Here is a 24,519-nt window from a genome sequence, read left to right on the forward strand (position 1 = left end):
ACCCTTCGCCGCGTACAACCTGATCCGCCTTGGCGGTATCGGCCAGTGGTGGAATCCGTCGCCGACGTGAGGGAACGTGCGCCCGAAAACCATCATGGCCGCGCTTTTACGATCAACAAAGCCTATCGTATGGCTTGTTGGTCGGGGTTTCTCAACAGCCTGCTAAAGCTCCTGGAGCGACTTTAGTCACGAACGCTTTTGCACTCCTGTGCATGGTCCGCACTGCAGCAGTCCAGCGGTGTGAAATGATCGCTGGCAATCGCGGTGAAGCAAGCCTAAAGCTGTACGACTTCGGTGACGGTTTTCTCATTTCGGCAAGATGCCGATAAGCATTGCGGAAGTCCCACCGGCCTTGGTACATAACGTGCTTCCCCTCAGGCATCTTCCTGGGGGAATCCACCATGTCACGCCAGCGCCTATCCGCCGGTTTTACCTTGATCGAGCTAATGATCGTCGTGGCGATCATCGCAATACTCGCGGCCATCGCGATTCCCGCCTACCAGGACTACCTGGTTCGTGCCCAGGTCAGCGAGGGCATGGTGCTGGCCGACGGCGCCAAGGCTTCGATATGGGATTTCTTCTCCAACACCGGGCACTTCCCCGCGAATAACCAATCCGCGGGCCTGCCGAACAATGCCGCATCCATTAGCGGCAAATATGTCTCTTCGGTCACCGTGGGAAACGGTGTCATCACCGCCAAATTCACCGGCCCGAGTGTGAACAGCAAAATTTCCGGCGATAACCTTGTCCTTTCACCCACCGACCTCGGTGGTTCGATGAACTGGACTTGCGCCCCCGCCGTTGCTCCGACAAATCCTGTTCCTGCCAAATACCTGCCGTCGTCCTGTCGCAGCAACTAGCAGGTCATCTGCGCACGAGCCACAGCGCTCCACGGGCCTCGGATTGACAAAAAACGTCACTACCTGACCCGAATTGACCGGCACCTGATTTACCCGAATCCCCACATTCCGTAAGTTCGCAGCGCGCGGCTCGAATCCCTTGCAGGCTTTCGTGACGAGGGGCACAATCCTTTAGCCTGCGGTATGCGGGAATACACCGGCGGCAATGATGGCACACAATCTGCATCATTCTGTCACGAGCTTCCTGGTCGTTCCTGACCACGCGTATGGAGTCCGATCCCGCCTAGGGGGAATCGGGACTGGGGCTCAGGGGGCATCACACGGTTAGCTAACCACACAGAGGAACCACCATGAAGAACATGCAGAAAGGCTTCACCCTGATCGAACTGATGATCGTGGTTGCGATCATCGCGATCCTCGCCGCTATCGCTATCCCGGCCTATCAGGATTACCTGATCCGCTCGCAGGTCTCCGAGGGTGCGGTACTGTCCGATGGCGCCAAGACGGCTGTTTCTGAGTTTTACTCGAACCATGGCACTTGGCCCACGGGCAACCAGTCTGCGGGCCTGCCGACCAATGCAGCATCTATCAGCGGAAAGTATGTTTCCGGGGTCAACGTGGTGTCTGGTGTAATTACCGCGACGTTCAGCGGCGCATCGGCTAACAAGGCGATCCAAGGTGATACGTTCACCCTGTCGCCCACCGATAATGGTGGCTCGATCAACTGGACCTGTTCGCCCGCCACTGCAGTAGGTACCGCTGTCCCGCAGAAGTACCTGCCGTCGTCCTGCCGTACTCAGTAATTCGATAGCTGCCGTCTTACGGCTAAGGTGTTGTACGAAGGGCCACCCATGGGTGGCCCTTCGTTTTTTCAGATCATCCTCCAGTTGCTGAAACTCAGATTGCATGCAGCCTAGTTATCGCTCCAGCATTCCTTTGCTTGCGCTCGCACTCTTGGCGCTTGTGTCTTGGTGGGCGTATGCCCCCGGCCTGCACGGTGGCTTCTTGTTTGATGACTTTGGCAGTCTGCCAGCACTGGGTGCCTATGGTCCGGTGACGCACTGGGCCACGTTCTGGCGCTACATTACCTCGGGCACCGCCGATCCCACCGGCCGGCCGCTGGCCTTGCTGACGTTTCTGATCGACGCGCAGAACTGGCCCGCCGACCCACTGCCTTTCAAGCGCAGCAACCTGATCCTGCACCTGCTCAACAGCACCCTGCTGTATGCGCTATTGGTACGGCTGGGTGCGCTGCTGGATATCGAGACGCGCCGAGCGCAACTGGCCGCCCTGCTCGGCTGCGCGCTGTGGCTGCTGCACCCGCTACTGGTTTCCACCACCCTTTACATCGTGCAGCGCGAGGCGATGCTGGCAGCTACCTGCGTGCTGAGCGGCCTGCTGCTATGGCTGCATGGGCGCCAGCAACTGGTCAAAAGCGAGCTCCGAGCCGGTACACTCTGGAGTGTGCTCGGACTGGGTGGCTTCACCCTGCTCGGCACCTTAGCCAAGGCCAACGGCAGCCTGTTGCCGCTATACGCCCTACTGATCGAGCTCATCGTGTTGCGGCCGCATCGGCCGCTGCCTGCCGGCGCGGCAAACCGAGCGCATCAACTCGTGATGATCGTCTTCGGGATCATTCCCGCGGCTGGGTTGCTCAGCTACGTATTATGGACGGGTGCGCATGGCCTGTGGGTCGGCGGCCCCGTCGGCGTGCGCCCGTGGAACATCGGCCAGCGTCTGTTGACCGAGCCGCGGGTGCTGCTCGATTACCTTAAGCTGCTATGGATGCCACGACCGTTTTCCAGTGGTCTGTTCAATGACCAGTTGAATGCGTCGGCCGATTGGCTGCATCCGGCCACCACGTTACCGGCGATGCTAGCGGTGCTTGTCCTTATCGCGGGCGCCTGGTGGCAACGGCGGCGCCATCCGGCCCCGGCCCTCGCTATGCTGTTTTACTTTGCCGGTCAGTTGCTGGAGTCGACCTCGATTCCGCTGGAGCTGTATTTCGAACACCGCAACTATGTACCGGCCCTGCTGATGTTCTGGCCATTGGGTCTGTGGCTGGCTGACAACCGCCAGCTGCATAGGTTCAAGACCGCGATGATGCTGATTCTGCCTCTCGCGCTCGTCGGCATGACGCACTCCCGTGCCGTGGTCTGGGGCAATGTGCAGACACAAGGGACGCTGTGGGCGCGACTGAACCCCGGATCACCGCGTGCCCAGGCCAATGCGGCTGAGATATTGATGTACCAAGGGCACGCACAAATAGCGGCTGGACAATTGGAGCGCCTGCTTGCCGTGCAGCCGGATCAGGCACAGCTTGCGTTCAGCCTGATCAATGCGCGCTGCATGATTGGCAGCATTGAGCCAGCAGACCTGCAGATCGCGCGCACAGCGATGCTGAGTACGGCCAATACCGGCACACTGTTCGTGCGATGGTTCGAGCGGATACTACCGCTGGTAATCTCGGGCCGTTGCGGCGGACTGACGCTATCGGACTTGCTCACTCTCGTCGACGCCGGCTTGGGGAATCCAAAGCTGCAGGCCGATGGGCAAAAACAAGACATGATCTATCTGAAGGGACGCGTGGCGCTGGCCCAACATGATCCCGCAGCCGCGCTGGCGGACTTTGTCCACGCGCTTGATCTGCTGCCGCGGCCAGGCATGGCGTTGAGGGCAGCAGCCACAATGGGAGAATACGGCTACCCCGAGCTGGGTCTGCGCCTACTGGATTACTACCAGCAATTACCGACGCAATCTATACCGATGGCTTTCAACATGAGCAACCTCCATGCCTGGGTGCTCACTCGCCAAAACTACTGGCAACACGAACTGGACCAGCTTCGCCGCACACTGAGCGTCGCCGCCAGCACTGGCAGCCAGAATACAATACCGTCCCCCCCTCACTCCACCGCGACTCGATGATGCATGCACTGCGCACCCGTTTTCCAAGCCACCAATGGTTGCTGGCTGCAGCATTCCTGCTCACCATCGCCGTGTACTGGCCTGGTCTCTACGGTACATTCCTGTTCGACGACTACCCAAACATCGTCGACAATCACGGCGTGCAGCCGCAGGATGCCAGCATGCCTTCGCTGGTACGAGCCGCGTTGTCGTCGCCCTCGAGCGAATTCGGGCGGCCGCTGGCTTCGCTGAGTTTCGCCGCCAACTACCTCACCGCTGGCCTCAATCCATATTGGATGAAGCTCACCAACCTTGTGATCCACCTGCTGAACGGACTGCTGGTGTTTCTGTTGGCACAGAAGCTGATAAGAGTCGATGCGCAGAAGCGGCTTGCTTGGCTTGTTGGAGCCAATTCAACTGTGAACGCTCACGGGGGTGAACACAGCAATGTCAGCAGCAAAGCGCAGAGCCTCATGGCTGAAGGCGCTCCAGCGGGTGTCGTGACCGGATCAGCCAGGGGCGACATCGTTGCCGTCCTGGTCGCCGCCTGCTGGATGCTGCTGCCGATCAATCTCTCCGGTGTGCTGTATGTGGTGCAACGGATGGAGAGCATGGCCAACCTGTTCGTGCTGCTCGGACTGATCGGTTATGTTGCCGGGCGCCATCGTATGCTGGAACAGACCACCTCCTACGGCTCTGCTCCCGCTGCCGCTCGAAGGGGAGGATTGGGATGGAGTCACTCTTCTAACAGCACCAGAAGCTTCATCCTATGCGCAGTCAGCATCACCCTCCCAACCGCCGTGGGCATCCTAGCCAAAGAGACGGCGGTTATGTTGCCGCTCTATGCGTTCCTGGTCGAGTGGCTCATGTTCGGCTTTCAGCGCTCCCAGGACACCGCCGTAGCGGCAACATCCGAGATGCCACCGGCTCGGCGTCGCGATCGTCGCATCGTTGCACTGTTTCTGCTGGTGCTGGCGCTACCGATGGCAATAGGGCTAGCACGGTTTCTGCCCGGCTTGCTCAACCCCGAAAACTGGGCTACTCGCGATTTCACCCTGACCACGCGGCTGCTCAGTGAAGCACGCATCATCGTGGACTACATCGCCTGGACGCTACTGCCGTCGCCGCATGCGCTGTCGTTCTATCACGACAACTTCCATATTTCGAGTGGGCTGCTGAAACCATGGACCACCCTGCCCAGCATGCTGGTTCTGGCAACACTGATCGCACTGATGGTCAGTTTGCGCAAGCGGCAGCCGCTAATGTCACTGGGCATCGCTCTGTTCATGGGCTGCCAACTGCTGACGGGCACCATCATTCCGCTGGAGCTGATCTACGAGCACCGAAATTACTTCGCCAGCTTCGGCCTACTACTGGCGATCATCCCGCTGCTTGCCGCTCCAGCCAGCCTTCAAATTCCAGGGGAATATTCCACGCCAGTTGGAGCAGATTCAGTCGCGGCCACCAATCTGTTACCTACCGAAACGGTACAGCAAACATCAATCCCTGCATACGTGCTCGCAGTCGCTTCTGAGACAGGCGTCATCGCTACTTTGCCGATGGCTCTGCCACGCTATGCTTTGCTAGCTGGGCTTATGTTGTGCTGGACCGCACTGACGGCGCTCACCGCTTACGCCTGGGGCAATCCGTTGAGGCTCGCCGAAGACCTGGCCAATCGTGCACCGAGATCGCCGCGTGCGCAGTACGAGCTAGGTCGTACTTACATCATTTACTCACACTACGATCCATCATCCCCATTCACCAAACTGGCTTACTCTCCACTGGAAAGGGCAGCAGCCCTCCCCGGATCCTCGATCCTCCCGGAGCAGGCACTGATCTTCATGAACTCACACATGCACCTGCCACTAAAGGATGCGTGGTGGAACACGATGATTGCCAAGCTAAAAGACCACAAGCCCGGCGTGCAAGACGAAAGCTCACTCGGTGCACTAACACAGTGCGCACGCGAAGATCATTGCGACCTGCCGAAACAGCGCATGATGCAAGCCTACCTGGCGGCCTTGTCGCACCCGGGCCCAAGTGCCCGATTACTGGCGATGTATGGCGACTACGCGTGGAATGTGCTGGACGATCATCCGCTGGGAGAACGCATGACCGACGAAGCCATAAAGGCCGCACCCAACGAACCGGCCTACCGCATCACCCTGGTGCGGATGTTGGCGGCACAGGGACGCAAGGACGACGCACTTGCAGCGTTGCACGACCTACAAGCGCTCAATATCGGTGGGAGTCTGGACACCAGCTTGAACGAGCTACGCGTGTTGCCAGGTATGCAGTGAGCCGAGCGCTCTGGACCACGACCTTGGCCTGAGGGAAGCGCTGCGCAACTACGTCATTGTTGATTGCGATACGCTTGATCTTATCCACGTCACCGATTTTCAGGGGCGAGTTAAACGTGCCTACCAAGACCATCCGCAGCACAGCCGATCTCGCCATCAATGGCGCACCACCGGCATTTGACCAGCCTCTGCACGTTGGGCGCCCCAACATTGGCGACCGCGAAGCTTTCCTACGGCGCGTCAATCAGATACTTGACAACCAGTGGCTGACCAACAATGGGCCGATGGTGCAGGAATTCGAACAGCGCATCGCCGAACATCTCGGCGTCAAGCACTGCGTGGCGATGTGCAATGGAACCATCGCTCTTGAAATCGCCATCCGCGCACTGGAGTTGGAAGGCGAAGTGATTGTGCCATCTTGGACTTTTGTGGCCACTGCGCATGCGCTGTACTGGCAAGGTATCACCCCGGTGTTTGCCGACATCGACCCAGTTACGCACAACCTGGACCCCGCTGCCGTGCGCCGCATGATCACACCACGCACCACCGGTATCATCGGCGTCCACCTGTGGGGTCGTGCCGCAGAAGTAGATGAGTTGCAGGCCATTGCCGACGAACATGACCTGAAGCTGATGTTTGACGCGGCGCATGCCTTCGGCAGTACCTACAAAGGCCAGGTAATCGGCCGTTTTGGGGAATGCGAGGTATTCAGCTTCCACGCCACTAAGTCATTCAACACCTTCGAAGGTGGCGCGGTCACCACCAACGACAACGCGTTGGCCGAAGCGATACGCCTGATGCGCAACTTTGGCTTCCATGGTTACGACAATGTCATTCATCCCGGCACGAACGGCAAGATGATTGAGGTCTGTGCGGCGATGGGACTGACCAACCTCGACGGCCATGGTGAAGTGGTCGCGGACAACATGCACAACCATGCCGCTTACACTTCAGCATTGGCCGACATTCCAGGCATCTCGGTGTTGGCCTACGACCCGGCTGGACACAACAGCCATCACTATGTGGTCATCGAAGTTGACAAAAGTTGTGCCGCAACTCGCGACCAGATCGTAGCTGCGCTCCAAGCTGAGAATGTCTTGGCCCGCAAATACTTCTGGCCAGGAGCGCACATGATGAGGCCGTACCGCGATCTGTTTCCGCATGCAGGGTTGATGCTACCGAACACCCAGTTCGTAGCTGAGCGAGTAATTATCCTGCCGACGGGACTCTCCATGCCCCAGCACGCTGTCCAGACCATTTCTGACATCATTGGCATATGCGCCAGCCACCGGAGTTGAATACGTGAACATTGAAACCTTCATCGACAAGTTTGCCTTTGCCATCGAAGTTGAACCGGAAAGCTTGAGTGCTGAGACCGAATATAAAACGCTCGATGTCTGGGATTCGTTGAACACATTGGCCGTCATTGCGATGGCTGATGCCGACTTCAATGTCGCACTCAGCGGCCAGGATATTGAGTCCAGCCGCACAATCGGCAATCTCTGGAAAATTGTCGAAGGGAAAGTGGCTAACACATGAAAGCCATACCCGGCATAGCAGTCCGCGCAGTTGCCGCCGCCGTACCGAAAAGCGTTGCGCGAACGCAAGACTATGAATTCCTGACTCCTGAGGAGCGTCATCGCTTTCAGAAGGTCACGGGCATCGCTGAACGCAGGATTGTGGATAGCAAGCAATGTGCGTCTGATCTATGCGCCTTCGCTGCTGATCAGGCGATTGAACATGCCGGATGGGCCCGTGAGAGCATCGGCGCTCTTATTCTGGTGACCCAAAGCCCCGACTATCCTGTTCCGGCAACCGCGGTCATATTGCAGGATAAGCTCAAGCTTTCCCAGGCATGCATTGCATTCGACGTGAATCTGGGTTGCTCAGCCTATCCCTACGGGATCGCCATCGTCGCCTCGATGATGAAGTCGTTATCGATTCAGCGCGCGCTCCTGTTGATTGGAGATATCTCAAGTCGAAGCTGCGCCATTCATGACAAGTCGGCATGGCCGTTGTTTGGCGATGCTGGCTCTGCCACCGCACTGGAATTGCAGGACGACGCCCCAGAGATGCTTTTTGATCTGATGTCCGATGGCGCTGGCAAGGATGCCATCATCGTCCCAAGCGGAACATTATCCTCTCGCCGGCCACGAACTGATGAAGCTGTACAGATGGAGCTCGGCAGTGACGGCATCATGCGCTACCCGGATAACTTGATCTTGCGGGGAGCCGACATCTTCAGCTTCGCCATCGCGAAGGTGCCCTCCAGTATTCAGCGCACACTTGAAGCAAGTAAACACAAACCAGATCAAGTCGACTTCCTGGTCCTGCACCAAGCCAACAAGATGATCAATGACACGATCACCAAGAAAGCCGGATTCAGGCCAGACCAAGCACTCTCGACATTGGCGCAATACGGAAACACCAGTTCGGCCTCCATTCCCATCACGCTTTGCGCCCATGCTGATCAATTTGACAAGGTGCGTCAGCTGGCGTTGTGCGGTTTCGGGGTTGGCCTGTCCTGGGGCACCTGCATTCTATCGATGCATGCTCACACTATCCTGCCTGTCATAGAAACCGACAATGTCTATTGACCCCAAGGCTTACTACGATGCCGCGATCTTTCACGAAGAGGTGACGCATCTCTTCAATCGCCGCCTTTTCGTCGGCACCATCGCAGATTTTTCCGAAGTTGATTCCTACAAGACCATTCAGCTCGGCCGCGAGCCGATCACGATCCGTCGCACACTTGATGGCATCAAGGCATTCAGCAATGTCTGTCTGCATCGGGGCGCGCTGATCGATCCCGAAGGAACAGGCATCAGGCCTTTTCGCTGCCCCTACCACGCGTGGACATACGATTCCAACGGCGCATTGAGTCACGCCCCAAAGATAGACATGGCATGTTTGAAGCGTACCCAGTTGCACGCCTGGCGGGTCAACGTAGAAGGCGGCTTGGTGTTCATTGGACAGGATGACCTAGATACAACGAAGGTTTCCGCGGTCATGAACGAGCTGTCAATCAGGTATTCGCAACCATATTATCAATCCTATATTGACCATCAGTGCAACTGGAAACTGCTAGTTGAGAATGTACTAGAGGGGTATCACATCAGCGCTGTGCATTCCCAGACCTTTGTCCCGACCGGGATAACATCGAACTCTGACTATCAATGGTCATGCGACGACTACGCATGCTGGGGAACCCTGATAGCGGCCACTTCAAATCCACGAAGCAACCGACTTTCAACGATTGTCAAAGGCACTCGACTTCAATACGGCCACACTTATATTTTTCCAAACGTATTCATCTCCAATGGTAACGACCATATCGGCTACATCGGTCATTTCGTTCCCAGCGGACCGAATCACACTCGATTGGAATGGTGTCTGTTTGAGCAGGAGCTGTTGTTGAGGCAGAACGAAACCATACGCAAAGCTTTACGGGATGCCGCCGTAGAGTTCACCCAGAATACTTTGACTGAGGACAAGACAATCGTGGAAAGCTGCCAGATCGGCCTGCAATCCACCACGGCCGCCTACCAGTTGCAGGATAAAAGCAATCTGGAAGCCAGGGTCATCAACTTCCAATCCAATTACGAGCGTTACATGCGCCATGTTTAGTGGAAAGACGATACTGGTCACCGGGGCAACATCCGGTATTGGCCATCAGCTCTGTCTTGAACTGCTGGATGAAGGTGCTCGTGTCGTTGCCGTCGGACGTAACACCGAAAGGCTCCTGGAGCTGTCAAGGTTGTCCGGGGATGTTCGCAGCATCAATGCCGATCTCACGGATATGGAATCCTACCAATCCAAGTTCGACCTTGGCGAGAAGATCGACGGCTTGGTCTGCTCGGCGGGAATCTACGAGACGACATTGATGCGATATTTTTCTGTTATCAAACACGAAAATATCATGCGCACCAATTTGACTGCGCCATTGGCTCTCATTGCCGAGCTTCTGAAGAACCGAAATTTCAATGCCGGCGCGTCCATCGTGCTCTTGTCTTCGATTCTTGGGCCAGTAACAGGCTTGATCGGATCGGCATCCTATGCCGCCAGCAAAGCAGCGCTCGTCGGTTGCGCCAAAACCTTGGCATTGGAATTGGCAAAATATTCCATTCGCGTCAACTGCGTTTCGCCGGGCATGGTCGCGAGTGAAATGACGAGCGGCTTGGGCTATATGTCCACTGAAGCCAGCAACGCTGACAAAGCAAGATATCCGCTCGGTGGGCGTTATGCCACCCTGCAGGAAGTGACCGGTCCTATCCGGTTTCTTCTTTCAAACGCAGCCTCGTTTATCACTGGAACCAATATGGTCATCGATGGTGGTTGCAGTGCCCAGTAAAACACCGCTCATCATTGTCGGCGCTGGTGGCATGGGTCGTGAGGTTGCAGCTGGCATCAAACGCTACGACTTACCCTACGATGTCATCGGCCACATCGACGACGAAAAGTCTGGTGCAAACATCCTCGGAAAAATCACTGACCACGTCCCGACTGCTGCCGCCCGGTACATCACCTGCTTCGGTGACGGCACCGCCAGGAATCGCATCAGATCAATGCTCGCTTCGCGGGGCGCTCAATTTACCTCCATCACCAGCCCGACCGTCCAGTCGGTCACGCCGACGGCGGATTTGATCAATTGTTTGATTCTTGGCTCCTGCAGCCTATCCAACGACACCCAAATCGGGTCCGACGTGCTGATCCAGACGCTGGCGGTTCTCGGTCATGATGTCGTTCTGGGAGATGGCATCACCATCAGTGCTCATGCATTCGTTGGTGGATACGCTGTACTCGAGGATCTATGCACTGTGCATCCCCACGCAGTCGTTCTTCCCAAGGTACGCATTGGGAAAGGTGCTGTTGTCGGCGCGGGATCAGTCGTCATCAAGGATGTTGCGCCCTACACCACTGTTTTCGGTTCGCCCGCCAAGGTCATCGCCTACGGCAAGCCGCATGACTGAGATCTATCTCAACCTGATCGAATCCGCACTCGGCTCAAGAACCGAATGCAACGACCCTCAAACGCTGGGGCAAACCGCTGCCGATTGCGAGCGCATCGTCAAGAAGACGGGCGTTTACAGCCGCCCGGTTGTCGCAGACGGCGAATACACCAGCGACCTGGCACTGCGCGCAACGCAAAGGCTTCTGCGCCGAAGGGGTGCCAGCGCGACCGATTTCGGTGCCCTGGTCGTATGCACGCAAACGCCCGATCACCTAATTCCGGGCGTTTCCTCGCTGGTGCACGGCAAGCTTGGCTTCGCACAGACCTGCTACGCGACGGACATCAATCAAGGCTGCTCGGGGTTTATCTATGGCGCCCACTTGATCAGCGCGATGATCCGCGGTGGCGCCTTCCAGCAGGCGATCCTGGTAAATACCGATTGCTATACGCGCCTGATCCGGCCGGACGACCTGACCACCCGAGTCCTATTCGGCGATGCGGCTACGGCTTCGTCGTTCTCGACCCAACGCGCCGGTTTTCGTTTGCTCTACTCACGCTGTTATTCGGACGGCACCGGCTACGGAGACTTCATTGCTTACGGGTCGGCCATCCGGCCGAACGAAGACTTTAAACCGGGCATTTACATGAATGGCCCGGGCATCCTGTCCTTCGCATTACGCGTGGTTCCCGAAGCCGTTAACGAAGCGCTCAAGCACAATGGCCTGGAGGTCAGTGACATCCGGATGTTCGCCTTCCACCAAGCCAACAGTTTCGTCATCGGCAAGCTAGCGCACAAGATGGGGCTACGCGCGGAACAGGTCCCGCAGAACTGTGCGGAATTGGGCAACACCGTCTCCGCATCCATACCGCTGCTCATGATGGAACAGCAGGTGAATTTGAGGAACGGCGAGTTGGTTCTCGCCATGGGCTTTGGCGTGGGACTGTCGTGGGGCGTTGCATTGCTGGAGCGCGTCGCACCGATGGGATCCGATACCTGATTAACAGTGTCGATCGAGAAGATCGGATTGAGCCAATGATTTCCTGTCTGCTGTGTATTTTCGTTCCGGTGCGATGCAATGGACCTGGGAGACCGTGAGTTCACACACCGGATGTCATGCATGCTTCGGCACAGACGACCCAAGGCGTTGCCGCACGAATTGCAACACTGCTGGCATTCATCCTATGTAACGCGCTTTCCCCAAATTTTCTGCCGAGTCGTTCGCTATGCAAAACCTGCTGAATCCGGAATATTACCTGTCGGCCGAAATCTGGCAGGCGGAGCGCGAGCAGATTTTTTCCAAGCTCTGGCAATACGCTGGTCATGCTGCGCAACTGGCACAACCCAACGACTGGATACTGGCGAATATCGCGGGGCGTGAGGTAGTAGTACAGAACTTTGCCGGCGAGTTGCGCGCCTTCAGCAATGTATGCAGCCATCGCTTCAGCGCCATTCGCTCCAAACCGTGTGGGCATGGACCGTTGCAATGCCCTTACCACCACTGGACTTACAACAAGGAAGGCGTGCCGCGCGGTATTCCGCTCAGGAATCAATTTTCTGAACTCGCCGACCCGGGCGCCATCGAGAAACTGGCCCTGGAACGCTGGGCGGTGGATCGCTGTGGCGGTTTGGTCTTCGTGCGGCTGGCCCGTGAAGGACAAAGCCTAAGGGAATTTCTTGGCGCGACCTACCCGGCCATGCAAGCCGCCAGCGAATCGTTGATCAAGGTTGTTCGGGAATTTGAATACACCATCGAGGCGAACTGGAAAGTGGTTATCCAGAACACGCTGGAGCTGTACCATATCGTTGCCGTCCACCCGCGCAGTTTCGGCAAGGGAATGAACTATAAGCAGCTAGCCTCCCTGCGACAGGTGGACGAGCTTGTCGCTCCGCCACATATTGTTTACCGCGCCGAGAGCATCGCCGCTGTGGCACCCACGCCGCCACCAGTCACGTTGCGCACGTTGCTGCAACGCATTCTGCTGTCCATTATACGGCCTGCAAGAAACATGGCCAACGACGGCGTGCGTCGCAAGCTGAATCCCGGCTTGTTTTCGCGAGCCGGGGGGGCAGTGCATTTCGGAATATTCCCGTGCTTCAACTTCGCCATTTCCGGTTTAGGTTTGGCGACAGAACTCGTTTACACGCCCCTATCTGCGGAAAGAACCCGAGTCCGGGTGCGCAATTGGGCACCGGGGCTGCAGAACCTCAATCTCATCGAGAAAGCATTGATGAGGTGGCGGCAAGCGACGGACGCTAACTTCACCAGGATCATCGTGGACGAAGATGTCTTAGCCAATGAAGCCGTGCAGCGTGGCCTCCACAATAAGGGCGCAACGCTTCTATCAAGCGGGCTGCTCAGTGAAGACGAACACAAAGTGCATCGGTTCCAGACTTTCTACCTCGAAGCGATGGCAGCGCATGAAGCAGCCCGTCCTTCGTGATGATCAACCTTTCCAACAGCCTATCCCAAGCAACAGCACAAATCATGTCACCATTGTTAGCGATGTCTGCTCATCGGCTACGAGGCTGTACGCAACAGGGGGCGCGTCAGCGCCTTTTCTAAACTCTGCTGCTGAAAGCATCCGTGCATCCTCCCATGCCGAGATTTTCTGGGCCACCTTTGAAGAACCACCGTTATGATGTCATGCCCTCCCTAGCCGCACGCGCGACGAGCGCCGCCTGGTGGAGCACGCTGGAAATCCTGGCGCGCTACGGTGTGCAGTTTCTCGTCATGGTTGTGCTGGCGCGGTTGCTGACGCCGGGTGACTTCGGTCTGATCGCGATGCTGCTGGTCTTCACCAGCATCGGAACCCTACTGGTCGATTCCGGCTTTGGTGCCGCCTTGATTCAACGCCAGCACACCACGGTGGATGACGAAACTACCGTATTCATCTTCACCCTCTGTATCGGCATCGTCACAGCGGGCATCTTGGTGCTCACCGCCCCGGCCATTGCGGCTTTCTTCAATCAGCCGAAACTAGTCGATCTGACACGCGTAATGGCACTGGTGTTGCCGCTTGGCGCATTCGCGGCGGTACCCGATGCGCTGTTGACAATGAGACTCAACTTCAAGGCACGCGCCCGCGCAGAAGTGGTCGCATCGCTTTGCTCCGGCGCCGTCGCGGTGATACTGGCGCTGCGGGGATTTGGTGTATGGAGCCTGGCTTGGCAAAGTATTGTTTCGATCGGTGTACGTGGACTTCTTTTGTGGGTGTATTCGGGCTGGCGACCACAGGGCCGCTACCGTGGTACATCCTTCCGCAGCCTGTTTGGCTTCGGTGGATACATGCTACTCACTGGGCTACTGAATGCTGCCGCCGGGCGCCTGCAGTCGCTGTGGATCGGCAAACTGTTTGACGCAAGCACGTTGGGGTTATACACGATCGCTCAGAACACACAACAAGCACCAGCCTCACTGATTGACGGCATACTCAAGCGAGTCGGCCTGCCGGTTTTTTCCACGATTGCGCAGGATCAGGCCAAACTGCGCTCGGCTTTCCGCACATCCCTGCGCATGGTGATGTTCCTGTTCTTCCCTTGCATGGTCGGCATTGCACTGGTCGCCAAGCCACTGATTGAATTGCTTTACGGCACACGTTGGGTTCCTGCGGCGCCCATTCTGAGTATTCTCTCCCTGAGTGCGGCATTGTGGCCCATACATGTACTCAACCTCGCCGCTATCGGTGCGCAAGGCAGGTCAGATCTGCTTTTGCGTGTGGAAGTCGTCAAACAACTCGCAAGCATCATCTTGATCACGGCCTCTGCGCACTGGGGTCCTATTGCCATTGCCTGGGCAGTATTTGTCTCCGGATTCTTTGGCGTAGCCGTTAACGCCTACTATTCGAAAAAACTACTCGGTTATGGCGCTCTAATGCAATTGCTCGACCAGACAGCAACATTCGCGCTGTCGCTAGTGGCGGCTGGCGTGGGCTGGGTGATACTGCACTGGACCCGTCCCGGACCAATTCCCATGCTTGGCGCCATAGCCGCGGCCGCGGCTATGTACGTGCTGCTGGCGATCCTCACGCGCAATGCGGCGCTGAGCGGATTGCTATCAGTAGTACAAACGCTAAGGAACAAGTCCAAAGGAGCAGCCATCCTATGAACAGTAGGCAAGGCGATACAGCGTGAAGGAATCACCTGAAAATGCGGCACCCGAAAGTTACCTAGAGGTCAGTGATACCACGTTGCTGATCGAGAATCCCGTCGTAAGCGTGCTGATGCTCGCTTACAACCACGGTCCCTACTTGGCACAGGCCATCGAAGGTGTACTGACGCAACAGACAGACACACCAATCGAGTTGCTGATTGGCGAAGATTGCTCACCAGACAATACCCGCGAAATTGCCCTGCGTTACCAGCATGAACACCCGCAAATAATTCGCGTGTTTGTGGGAGACAAGAACGTCGGTCCATCGTTGAACCATCGACGCATTCTGCTTGCCGCACGCGGTGAGTTTCACGCCTATCTCGACGGCGACGATTATTGGCTACCTGGCAAATTGGCACGACAAGTCGAATATCTTCGAAAAAACCCTTCCTGTGCTGCGGTGTATACCAATGCGTTGGCGGTTGATCAGGACGGCAACAACATTGGCATATTCAATGATGTCGGAAACGAACGGTTCGATCTGGGCGCTCTGCTGCGCCGGGGAAATTTCCTCAATAACAGTTCAGTGGTCTATCGAGCTGCGTCACACAACGCACTGCCTAGAATAAGCGTACCCGCAATCGACTATCGCGGACATCTCTTGCTGGCGCGAACTGGTTTCCTGGCGCAAATCTCGGAGCCACTGACGATTTATCGAGTCGGCTCCATTGGATCCATGATTGCACTCGACAACAACCGCGTGCGGCAGCTCTATTGGGAAGCGATTATGAGCGTGCCTCGTGAACTGATCACCGATCGCGACCTCGCGTATGGCATCGCAGATTTCTTGCGTCGAGTGATCTTTCGCATGCTGCGCTTGCGACATTTTTCACTCTTGCGGGAGTGGGCACCGAAAGCCTTCGCCGCTTCACCATATGGTGCTATCCGAACAGGTTTACTCGTCGCAAGCTCCGTCATCCGTATTGCATATAAAGAATTGATCGGGCGCGTCCGCAAAGACGCGCAAGGACGCCCAATCAAGGTGTTGTACCGCCGCTAGCTCGCTGCAAAGGAATACGATGAACCCAGTCAAACTGGCTAAATACGTGCTTGCAGGATGGCTGCCCGGCGGCCATTGTCACTGCGTGATGTGCGGTCGCCGGGTATGGCGCTTCATGCCATACTTGCGTGGCTCCACTGGCGTACCAGAGCTGATGCGGGTACTCGGCGGGGTTGGCAGCAATCCTGATCAATTTGAGTGCCCGCGTTGCGGTGCTCACGACCGCGAACGACATCTGTTGATGTACCTGGAGAAGACGGGGCTGTTAACGGACATGCGCGACATGTCGGTGCTGCATTTCGCGCCGGAGAAGCGGCTCGCCCGGCGCATCAAAGACCACAATCCGGCCCATTACGTGCCTTGCGATCTCTATCCAAGTACGCAGGATATCCAGCGCGTCGACATGCTTGAGATGCAGTTCGAAGACCAGTCGTTTGACCTCGTAATCGCAAACCACGTACTGGAACATGTGGATGATGATTTGAGGGCACTGGGTGAAATCCGCCGCGTGCTCAAGCCGGGTGGATACGCCATCCTGCAAACACCATTCAGTGCGAAACTACATCACACTTGGCAGGACCCCGGCATCGACAATGATGCTGCGCGATTGCAGGCTTACGGGCAATGCGACCATGTACGCCTGTTCGGACGGGATATTTTCGCGCGCTTCGCATCAGCGGGGCTGCTCTCATGCGTACGCCAACACGATGAGCTGCTGCCCGATGTCGATGCTACTGCGCTCGGAATCAACCCAGATGAGCCGCTGTTTTTATTCCGTCGACCGGAACGCTGACGACTGGTGTTATCCCACTCGATCGGCTAACGGTCGGTCGACGCTGCATCGCAAGCTTATTTCAGAGTCGGCACACCATACCGAAGCAGCATGCTCAGCTTGCGTGAAAACAGCACCATACAGCGCATGTATTCGCGCAAGCTTGTCCGGCTAGCAAGTTGAACCTGTTTCCGGCGTCTACGTAACGAACCTAGTTCACCGGCGATATATGCAAACGTTGGTGCGTAAATCTGTTGCCAGATCTGCGCGTCCCATCTGAGCAAAGTCAAGGCCGCGCCCTCAACAGCAAGCTCGATGACATGCGTTACAAGCAGTGGCCAGACCAGCAAGCTCGGAGTGCAGATCAACATTACTGCCGTCTTGTTCCGTTCGCTCAGCCGCCGCCGGTGAAAGGTGGTCTGCAGCCGGCCGGCATCCACACGACCGCCGCCAAAACTGCTGCCCTGACGATGGCGATAACCGCTATCGGAGGTAACACGTATAGATAAGCCACGCAGTCTGGCAAGGCAACACAAATACATATCTTCCGCGATCGAGCCCATCCATTCAGGGAAACCGCCGAGATCGCTCCACAGCGCGCGGGGCAAGAACAGGCAGGCTCCGATCACCATCGCAACATCAGAGCGATCAGGATCGAGGTTCGGCACCGGGTTATAGAACGGGTCGAGCAGGCAACCACGATCAACCAGCACACCGGTTTCCCAATCATACTGAGGCAAGGTCAATATGCCTGCCGAGGACTGTACACGTGCAGCCTCAATCAGCGTGAGGAGAGCATCGGGACACAGCGCCGCGTCATTATTCAGAAGGAGAACAAATTCTCCGCGCGCATGCGCCACCATGCGATTATTGCCTATGCAGAAGCCGACATTTTCACGACTTGCGAGCACCTCTACTTGAGGGTAATTCGCACGCAGCAAGGCAACTGAATCATCTATTGAAGAATCATCATGAACGATGATCTCGATGCTGATGTCGCCCTGCTGCGACAAAACCGAGGCCAAGCAGTCATCCAGAAGCGCCGCACCGTTATAGTTAGCGATGCAGACGGAACACACCGGGCGCTCCGGTGGATTCAGCGCGTGGTGCTGTTCCACCAGACCCATGTCCGCCTCAATCCTTCATGCAATGGCGTTGCGGCCGAAAAGTCGTATTCCTGCTTAGCCAAGGTTGGATCCATCACGACGCGTGACACATCCACGGAGCGGCTTGTTTCGTAACTGCAGAGCAACGCTGTACCGGTCACTGCCTCCAGCACCGCGAACAGTTCGTTCAAGCTTGTTCCCTTGCCACTACAGGCGTTGATGACACGCGCACCCTTTGGCATGGGTTTGGCGAGGATAGCTGTGATCAATCTTACCAAGTCATCGATGTACAAATAGTCGCGAACTGCCGAGCCATCACCCCACACATGCAATGTTTCATTGCGCTGAATTTTGCCCAACGCAGTGGGAACGATACCGAATCCCACGCGCTCAGACTGGCCTGGGCCATAGACATTTGAAGGTCGCACGATCGTCGCTTTTCGCGAGTACTGGCTGCACCATGCAGAGATGAAATATTCCGCGGCAATCTTGCCCGCGCCATGATAGGAGAGTGGGCGCACATGCATCGCCTCACTCGACATGCCTTCACCAGCCGACGCATAGAGCGTCCCACCCGAGGACAGATACAGAAGATCGACGTCAGCACGATCCTGCAACGCCTGCAGCATCGCAGTGAGCGGAAGAAGATTGCCAATCACGTCCTCCATCGGCCGAGCAACGGAACTTCCGGGAGTTGACGTTGATGCCAGGTACACCACCGCTCGAGCACGAGCGACCAATGGCGCGAAGTCCTCCGGTTCGCACAATGCGCCAACGAGCGTCTCGACGTTAGCGGCGTCAAACTCGACATGGCGTCGGCTAGCTGCGGTCACCTGCTCGCCGTGATGAACCAGACTCCGGACCAGTTGCTGTCCTATGAAGCCGCCTGCGCCGAGTACAAGGATCGAGCCCGTCATTCAGGATGTTCCAAGTAGCCGGTTGTAGATCTGGACATAGCGATTGGCGCAATCATCCCAAGTACCGATTTCGCTGGCAGCCCAACGCCGCGCAGCGTCTCCCATGCGTCGATTGGTCAACGTATTCTCCAGCTCGAGCAGCGCTGTGCCGTAGCCATCGGTGTCATCACACAGCATCCCGGTCTCCCCATCGAAGACAATGCCGGCATGCGCCGGCATCCTCGAAGCGATGATGGGAAGACCAGCCGCCATGGCTTCCAGCATGACTTGCGGCCGCCCTTCGGCATGGCGACTCAGGGTAATCAAGCCACATGCCGAGGGGAACCATTCGGACACAAGCTGCTCCGGCGTGACCGGCCCATGGTAATGGACCCACTCTGGCACCTGAATCCCCTCCTGCATTGGTCCGAATAAGTGCAATTCGCGAACGCCATCCTGAAAAAATTTTTCCGACCAATCGAACAATGGCCCTAGCTTGTTCACAGTCAGACGGGTGACGGCCAGCCAACGATGGGGTTGCTTGATGTTGGATTCACGCTTGATTGCATACCAGCTTGGATCGATGCCGAATGAAACCGGGCATATCTCGGCAATATCTCCAAATGCCTCATCCAGCGTCTGCCTCATCCAGTCCGCGTTAGGACAGATGGCCACCTTGCGCCGCTTCATGACCCTGCGCAGCAGAGCTCGCATGAATGGCAGTTTCAGGAGTTTGAGGTCATTGCCCAGTACGGTAATCAGCGCCGGTTTTCGATTGCGAGGAAGAGGCAACGAACATTGCAACCAGTTGATGTGATAGATATCCACTTCTGGGTGACCGCGATACGCTTTGCCGATCATGTGCAAAAGACGAAGGGGAGCGAACCATACGCGCCACCCGCCACTGCGCATCATGTGCGATATCCCGCCGGCAACCATGAGCTGAGCCAACCAGTCAGCATCTTCCTGTGCAACGGCGGTTGTCGCCTGTTCGGGAAGTTCTCCAGGTGGTGCCCACACGCTGAGCTTGATCGATGATGCACGAGCAAGCGCTGCGACCAGGTGTCGCATGAATATTCCGCGCCAGTCGGAAATATTCCGGGGATATGAAGTGCTGATGAGAAGTACGCGCATCGAAGAGGAAACCTTGCTTTGGCACAGGACGGACATCAGAAGAGGTATGCAGAGAATCTTGTTGACGAAAGCCCTCTACGGAAGCCAGTCGCTCAGGTTTGACCGACAGCGTTGATGACGCAGCTATTTGTCGTGCCGATAGGTCAATGCCGTGATCTGCTCTGAGACGAGACCAATCAAAAACACAATGACCGCGGCGCTCCACAGCAAGGTACTGCCATTGGTGAGACGGCCGTCATGCGCGAAAGTCCAAGCGTAATTCGCGCAGCCGAGCAGGAAGAACAGCGCACTGGTTGGCACAAACAACTTTAGCGGCGAGTACAAAGTGGCGATCTTGAAAATGATCAGCAGAAAGCGAAGGCCATCGCGCAGTGGCTTGATATGACTCTTGCCGATGCGCTGGGCGGCCTTGATCGGCACGTAAGCCACCGGATAGGCACTGCGGAAGAACGCCATCGTGCTGGTGGTGGGATAACTGAAGCCATTCGGCAACAGATGGATGAACTCGCGGAATTTGTCCGCGCGAACAACGCGAAAACCAGAAGTGAGATCAGCCACCTGATGGCCTGTCATGCGTGTGGCCAGCCAGTTGTAGAGGGTATTGGCCACGCCCCGGCCAACGCCTGCCTGACTACCCCAGTCGCGGGAGCCAACCACCATGTCGTAGCCCTGCTCCAGCTTCTCGAGAAGACGTGCGATATCGGCTGGCTCGTGCTGGCCGTCACCGTCCATGAAAATGAGAGTGTCACCAGTCGCTGCGCGCGTGCCGCGCTTGATCGCCGCGCCGTTACCCATCGAATACGGAGATGTCAGGCAGACCACGCTACAACCTGCGCAGATACTGCGGGTTGCGTCGATGGATCCGTCATCGACCACAATGATTTCAGCATCAGGATGAGACGCACGCAGACGTGGCAGCAGAGTAGCCAGCGCGGGGGCTTCGTTTTTGGCGGGCAGGATGATGCTCAGGCGATTCAACAGGCGGCTCCCCAAGGTGAGCAGGAATCATAGCCTGAAGGCCGGATGGTGGTTGAAGTAACTGTTTGTAGTTTCGCTTGCAATCGCGGCCTCGTGACATGCCTCCGGTGAATCCCTAGCTGGAGCGTAACCTGTACAAAATTGACCAATGCCATCAATGTCTACCGTACACGAGAGTTGCTTCTGAAGAGACCAAAAAACATACACCAACGCTATTGTGCGACGCACCATTGCAACGCCGCCGTATGCATGCAAAAGATGACCTGACGACCAGACTGCGGTAGATTCAACCACATACAGGGGCAGGGTCGAGTTAGCTATGTCATCCCAATTGCAACCGTCGCTCGCAGGTCTGTCCGGCATGGCGCGCCGGCTGGTGTCTGAAGGTGTGCTGCCGGAAGCCGATGTGCGCAAGGCCATGGCCGACAGCAGCCAGCACAAGGCCACGCTGGCGGCATGGCTGCTCGACCACAACCTGGTCGATAGCGGCAGGCTGACACAGATCGCCTCGGCCGAGTTCGGCATGCCGATGATCGACGTGAACGGCCTCAACACTGCCACGTTGCCACTCGATCTCATCAGCGAACCGCTGATGACCAAGCATCAGGCGTTGCCATTGTTCCGGCGTGGCAAGCGGTTGTTCGTCGGCATCGCCGATCCGATGCAGTCGCACGCGCTGGACGAGATCAAGTTCCACTCGAACTGCATGGTCGAACCGATCCTGGTCGAACGCGGCTCGCTGCAGCGCACGATCGAGAGCCTGCTCAACAGCATGCGCGACAGCATGCCCGACATGGGAGGCGAGGAGCTCGAAGGGCTGGATCTGGAAGGTGGCGACGACGAGGTCGAGTCGACCGGCATCGACGCCAACGCCAACGATGATGCGCCGGTGGTGAAGTTCATCAACAAGATCCTGATCGATGCGATCCGTCGCGGCGCATCGGACATCCACTTCGAGCCGTTCGAGACCCAGTACCGGGTGCGTCTGCGCATGGATGGCATGCTGCGCGCCGTGGCCAGCCCGCCGATGAAGATGGCCACCCGCATTGCCTCGCGCCTGAAGGTAATGGCACAGCTGGATATCGCCGAGAAGCGCGTTCCCCAGGACGGCCGCATCAAGCTCAACCTGTCGAAAACGCGCGCAGTCGACTTCCGCGTGAGTTCGCTGCCGACGCTGTTTGGCGAAAAGATCGTGCTGCGTATCCTGGATGGCTCATCGGCCAAGGTCGGTATCGAGAAACTCGGTTACGAGCCGGAGCAGCAGAAGCTTTACATCGACGCCATCCACAAGCCGTACGGCATGGTGCTGGTCACCGGGCCGACCGGCTCGGGCAAGACCGTTTCGCTGTACACCGGCCTGAACATGCTCAACACCGCCGAGCGCAACATCTCGACGGTGGAAGACCCGGTGGAAATCCGCGTTGAAGGCATCAACCAGGTGCAGCAGAACGTGAAGCGCGGCATGACCTTTGCGAGTGCGTTGCGCTCGTTCCTGCGCCAGGATCCGGACGTGATCATGGTCGGCGAAATCCGCGACCTGGAGACCGCCGAAATCGCGATCAAGGCCGCGCAAACCGGTCACATGGTGCTGTCGACCCTGCATACCAACGATGCTGCGCAGACCATTGCGCGCCTGATGAACATGGGTATCGCGCCGTACAACATCACCTCCTCGGTGACCCTGATCATCGCCCAGCGCCTGGCTCGACGCCTGCATGACTGCAAAAAAGCACAGGATCTGCCGCCTGCCGTACTCTTGGCCGCCGGCTTTTCCCAGGCAGACATCGACGCCGGCCTGACCATTTACGAAGCCGGTGGTTGCGAAGGTTGCAACGAGGGCTACAAGGGGCGTGTCGGCATTTACCAGGTCATGCCGATGCTGGAAGAGATCCAGAGAATCATCCTGATGGGCGGCAATGCGCTGCAGATCGCCGACGCGGCTCGCGCCGCCGGCGTGAATGATCTGCGCGCCTCGGCCCTGCTCAAGGTAAAGAACGGGCTGACCAGCCTGACCGAGATCGACCGGGTCACCAAGGAGTGATTTCATGGGTCCAGAGCACCCAAAGCATTGAACTTGCGTCCGGCGCCACGGTTTGGCGCCCTCAAATAGCATAAGCTGTACCTGATTTGTCAGCCGCCAGCTTGGGCGGATCTGGACTGAACCACCGGGGGAAGATGCGCATGGCCACGGCTACCGCAACCGCGAAGTCAAACGCGAACAAGGCTCAGGCACTCGGCGCCCAGCGGGCCGAGGTCAGCAGATTGACCACCTACGAATGGGTGGCGCTGGACAAGCGCGGCAAGCGCATGAAGGGCGACATGCCGGCGAAGAACGCCTCGCTGGTCAAGGCCGAGCTGCGCCGCCAGGGCATGAACCCGCAGACCGTGCGGGAACGCTCCAAGCCGCTGTTCGGCGCCACCGGCAGCACGGTCAAGCCAGGTGATGTCGCGGTCTTCAGCCGCCAGATCGCCACCATGATGGCTTCCGGCGTACCGATGGTGCAGTCCTTCGACATCATCGCCGACGGTCAGAAGAACATTCGCTTCAAGAATATTCTGCTGGACGTGAAGCAGAACATCGAAGGGGGTGCGGCGCTGCACGAGGCACTCGCCCGCTACCCGGTACAGTTTGATGAGCTGTACTGCAACCTGGTGCATGCCGGCGAGACATCCGGTGTGCTGGATACCGTGCTGGACACCGTCGCCACCTACAAGGAACGCACGGAAGCGATCAAGAAGAAGATCAAGAAAGCCCTGTTCTATCCGATGATGGTGCTGGTCGTGGTGTTCCTGGTTTGCCTGATCATGCTGCTGTTCGTGGTGCCGGTGTTCGCCAAGACCTTCGCCGATGCAGGTGCCCAGCTGCCCGCGCCGACCCAGTTGCTGGTCACGGCGTCGAAGTTCATGCAGAGCTACTGGTGGCTGTTTATTGGTGTTGTGGTCGGCGGCGTTGTCGCCCTGATTTTTGCCAAGAAACGCTCGGTGAAATTCGCCCATTTCCTCGATCGCATGTCGCTGAAGATGCCGGTCATGGGCAACATCGTGCGCAATTCGGCGATCGCCCGTTTCGCCCGCACGCTCGGCGTCACCTTCCATGCTGGCGTGCCGCTGGTGGAGGCGCTGGACGCCGTGTCCGGCGCCACGGGCAGCGTTGTCTACGGCGATGCGGTCAAGCAGATGCGCGACGACATTGCTGTAGGCCACCAGTTGCAGTTGGCGATGAAGCAGACAGGCCTGTTCCCCAACATGGTGGTGCAGATGACCGCGATCGGCGAGGAATCCGGCGCCCTGGACAATATGCTGTTCAAGGTGGCCGAGTTCTACGAGGAAGAGGTCAGCAACGCCGTCGACACTCTGTCCACCTTGCTCGAACCCATCATCATGGTGGTGCTCGGCACCCTGGTCGGCGGCATGGTGATTGCGTTGTACCTGCCGATCTTCAAGCTCGCCGGCACGTTCTAACGCAT

General features: G+C 57.4%; 21 protein-coding genes. 17 read left to right on the forward strand and 4 right to left on the reverse strand.

The genetic code is table 11. The features are described 5' to 3' along the window. Positions 1-401 precede the first annotated feature (401 nt). From B0E46_RS09130 to B0E46_RS09200, 15 genes are all read left to right on the forward strand, one after another. A complete protein-coding gene (locus B0E46_RS09130; protein ID WP_077555461.1) occupies positions 402-860 on the forward strand; it encodes a pilin in 459 nt (152 codons plus the stop codon). A gap of 350 nt (positions 861-1,210) precedes the next feature. Next, entirely contained in the window at positions 1,211-1,663 is a 453-nt protein-coding gene (locus tag B0E46_RS09135) for a pilin (RefSeq protein ID WP_077555462.1), read from the forward strand. Positions 1,664-1,766: 103 nt separating this feature from the next. Then, positions 1,767-3,785, forward strand: coding sequence for a hypothetical protein (locus B0E46_RS09140; RefSeq protein ID WP_077555463.1), 2,019 nt, complete (start codon positions 1,767-1,769; stop codon positions 3,783-3,785). Continuing rightward, entirely contained in the window at positions 3,785-6,064 is a 2,280-nt protein-coding gene (locus tag B0E46_RS09145; protein WP_139350484.1) for a hypothetical protein, read from the forward strand. Before B0E46_RS09140 ends, B0E46_RS09145 begins: the two co-directional genes overlap by 1 nt. A gap of 116 nt (positions 6,065-6,180) precedes the next feature. Beyond that, on the forward strand, positions 6,181-7,362 hold the full coding sequence (locus B0E46_RS09150) for a DegT/DnrJ/EryC1/StrS family aminotransferase (protein WP_077555465.1): 1,182 nt from the start codon (positions 6,181-6,183) through the stop codon (positions 7,360-7,362). A 4-nt stretch (positions 7,363-7,366) separates the two neighbouring features. Further along, on the forward strand, positions 7,367-7,603 hold the full coding sequence (locus B0E46_RS09155) for a hypothetical protein (RefSeq protein WP_077555466.1): 237 nt from the start codon (positions 7,367-7,369) through the stop codon (positions 7,601-7,603). Next, a complete protein-coding gene (locus B0E46_RS09160) occupies positions 7,600-8,661 on the forward strand; it encodes a ketoacyl-ACP synthase III (protein WP_077555467.1) in 1,062 nt (353 codons plus the stop codon). The genes B0E46_RS09155 and B0E46_RS09160 overlap by 4 nt, the downstream gene beginning before the upstream one ends. Then, positions 8,651-9,691, forward strand: coding sequence for an aromatic ring-hydroxylating dioxygenase subunit alpha (locus B0E46_RS09165; RefSeq protein WP_077555468.1), 1,041 nt, complete (start codon positions 8,651-8,653; stop codon positions 9,689-9,691). The genes B0E46_RS09160 and B0E46_RS09165 overlap by 11 nt, the downstream gene beginning before the upstream one ends. Beyond that, the gene (locus B0E46_RS09170) at positions 9,684-10,415 is read left to right on the forward strand and encodes an SDR family oxidoreductase (protein ID WP_077555469.1); all 732 of its coding nucleotides are present in this window, start codon (positions 9,684-9,686) and stop codon (positions 10,413-10,415) included. The genes B0E46_RS09165 and B0E46_RS09170 overlap by 8 nt, the downstream gene beginning before the upstream one ends. After that, positions 10,405-11,034, forward strand: a complete 630-nt coding sequence (locus tag B0E46_RS09175) for a hypothetical protein (protein ID WP_168171173.1) — start codon at positions 10,405-10,407, stop codon at positions 11,032-11,034. The genes B0E46_RS09170 and B0E46_RS09175 overlap by 11 nt, the downstream gene beginning before the upstream one ends. Beyond that, positions 11,027-12,013: a ketoacyl-ACP synthase III gene (locus B0E46_RS09180; protein WP_168171174.1), complete on the forward strand. Its 987-nt coding sequence runs from the start codon at positions 11,027-11,029 to the stop codon at positions 12,011-12,013. Before B0E46_RS09175 ends, B0E46_RS09180 begins: the two co-directional genes overlap by 8 nt. Positions 12,014-12,239: 226 nt before the next feature. Further along, the gene (locus B0E46_RS09185; RefSeq protein WP_077555472.1) at positions 12,240-13,457 is read left to right on the forward strand and encodes an aromatic ring-hydroxylating dioxygenase subunit alpha; all 1,218 of its coding nucleotides are present in this window, start codon (positions 12,240-12,242) and stop codon (positions 13,455-13,457) included. 155 nt (positions 13,458-13,612) lie between these two features. Next, positions 13,613-15,121, forward strand: a complete 1,509-nt coding sequence (locus tag B0E46_RS09190) for a lipopolysaccharide biosynthesis protein (RefSeq protein WP_077555473.1) — start codon at positions 13,613-13,615, stop codon at positions 15,119-15,121. A 22-nt stretch (positions 15,122-15,143) separates the two neighbouring features. Further along, complete coding sequence (locus B0E46_RS09195) at positions 15,144-16,166, forward strand: glycosyltransferase (RefSeq protein ID WP_139350486.1); 1,023 nt, start codon at positions 15,144-15,146, stop codon at positions 16,164-16,166. Between the two features lie 19 nt (positions 16,167-16,185). Beyond that, entirely contained in the window at positions 16,186-16,959 is a 774-nt protein-coding gene (locus B0E46_RS09200) for a class I SAM-dependent methyltransferase (protein WP_077555475.1), read from the forward strand. 56 nt (positions 16,960-17,015) lie between these two features. On the opposite strand, the gene B0E46_RS09205 is transcribed toward B0E46_RS09200, so the two are convergent. The 4 genes from B0E46_RS09205 to B0E46_RS09220 form a co-directional block, all read right to left on the reverse strand. After that, entirely contained in the window at positions 17,016-18,065 is a 1,050-nt protein-coding gene (locus tag B0E46_RS09205; protein WP_077555476.1) for a glycosyltransferase, read from the reverse strand. Continuing rightward, positions 18,035-18,961, reverse strand: a complete 927-nt coding sequence (locus tag B0E46_RS09210; protein ID WP_077555477.1) for an NAD-dependent epimerase/dehydratase family protein — start codon at positions 18,959-18,961, stop codon at positions 18,035-18,037. Before B0E46_RS09210 ends, B0E46_RS09205 begins: the two co-directional genes overlap by 31 nt. Continuing rightward, on the reverse strand, positions 18,962-20,011 hold the full coding sequence (locus B0E46_RS09215; protein WP_254425099.1) for a glycosyltransferase family 4 protein: 1,050 nt from the start codon (positions 20,009-20,011) through the stop codon (positions 18,962-18,964). A gap of 186 nt (positions 20,012-20,197) precedes the next feature. Next, entirely contained in the window at positions 20,198-21,052 is an 855-nt protein-coding gene (locus B0E46_RS09220; RefSeq protein ID WP_077555478.1) for a glycosyltransferase family 2 protein, read from the reverse strand. A gap of 319 nt (positions 21,053-21,371) precedes the next feature. Here B0E46_RS09220 and pilB point away from each other — a divergent pair, with 319 nt between their 5' ends. After that, positions 21,372-23,093, forward strand: a complete 1,722-nt coding sequence (pilB, locus tag B0E46_RS09225) for a type IV-A pilus assembly ATPase PilB (RefSeq protein WP_077555479.1) — start codon at positions 21,372-21,374, stop codon at positions 23,091-23,093. A 140-nt stretch (positions 23,094-23,233) separates the two neighbouring features. Beyond that, positions 23,234-24,514 (forward strand): type II secretion system F family protein, encoded by a 1,281-nt coding sequence (locus tag B0E46_RS09230; RefSeq protein WP_077555480.1) that lies wholly within the window; start codon positions 23,234-23,236, stop codon positions 24,512-24,514. The last annotated feature ends 5 nt before the right edge of the window (positions 24,515-24,519 follow it).

Source organism: Rhodanobacter sp. B04 (assembly GCF_002001125.1).
In the GTDB taxonomy this organism is placed as follows: Bacteria; Pseudomonadota; Gammaproteobacteria; order Xanthomonadales; family Rhodanobacteraceae; genus Rhodanobacter.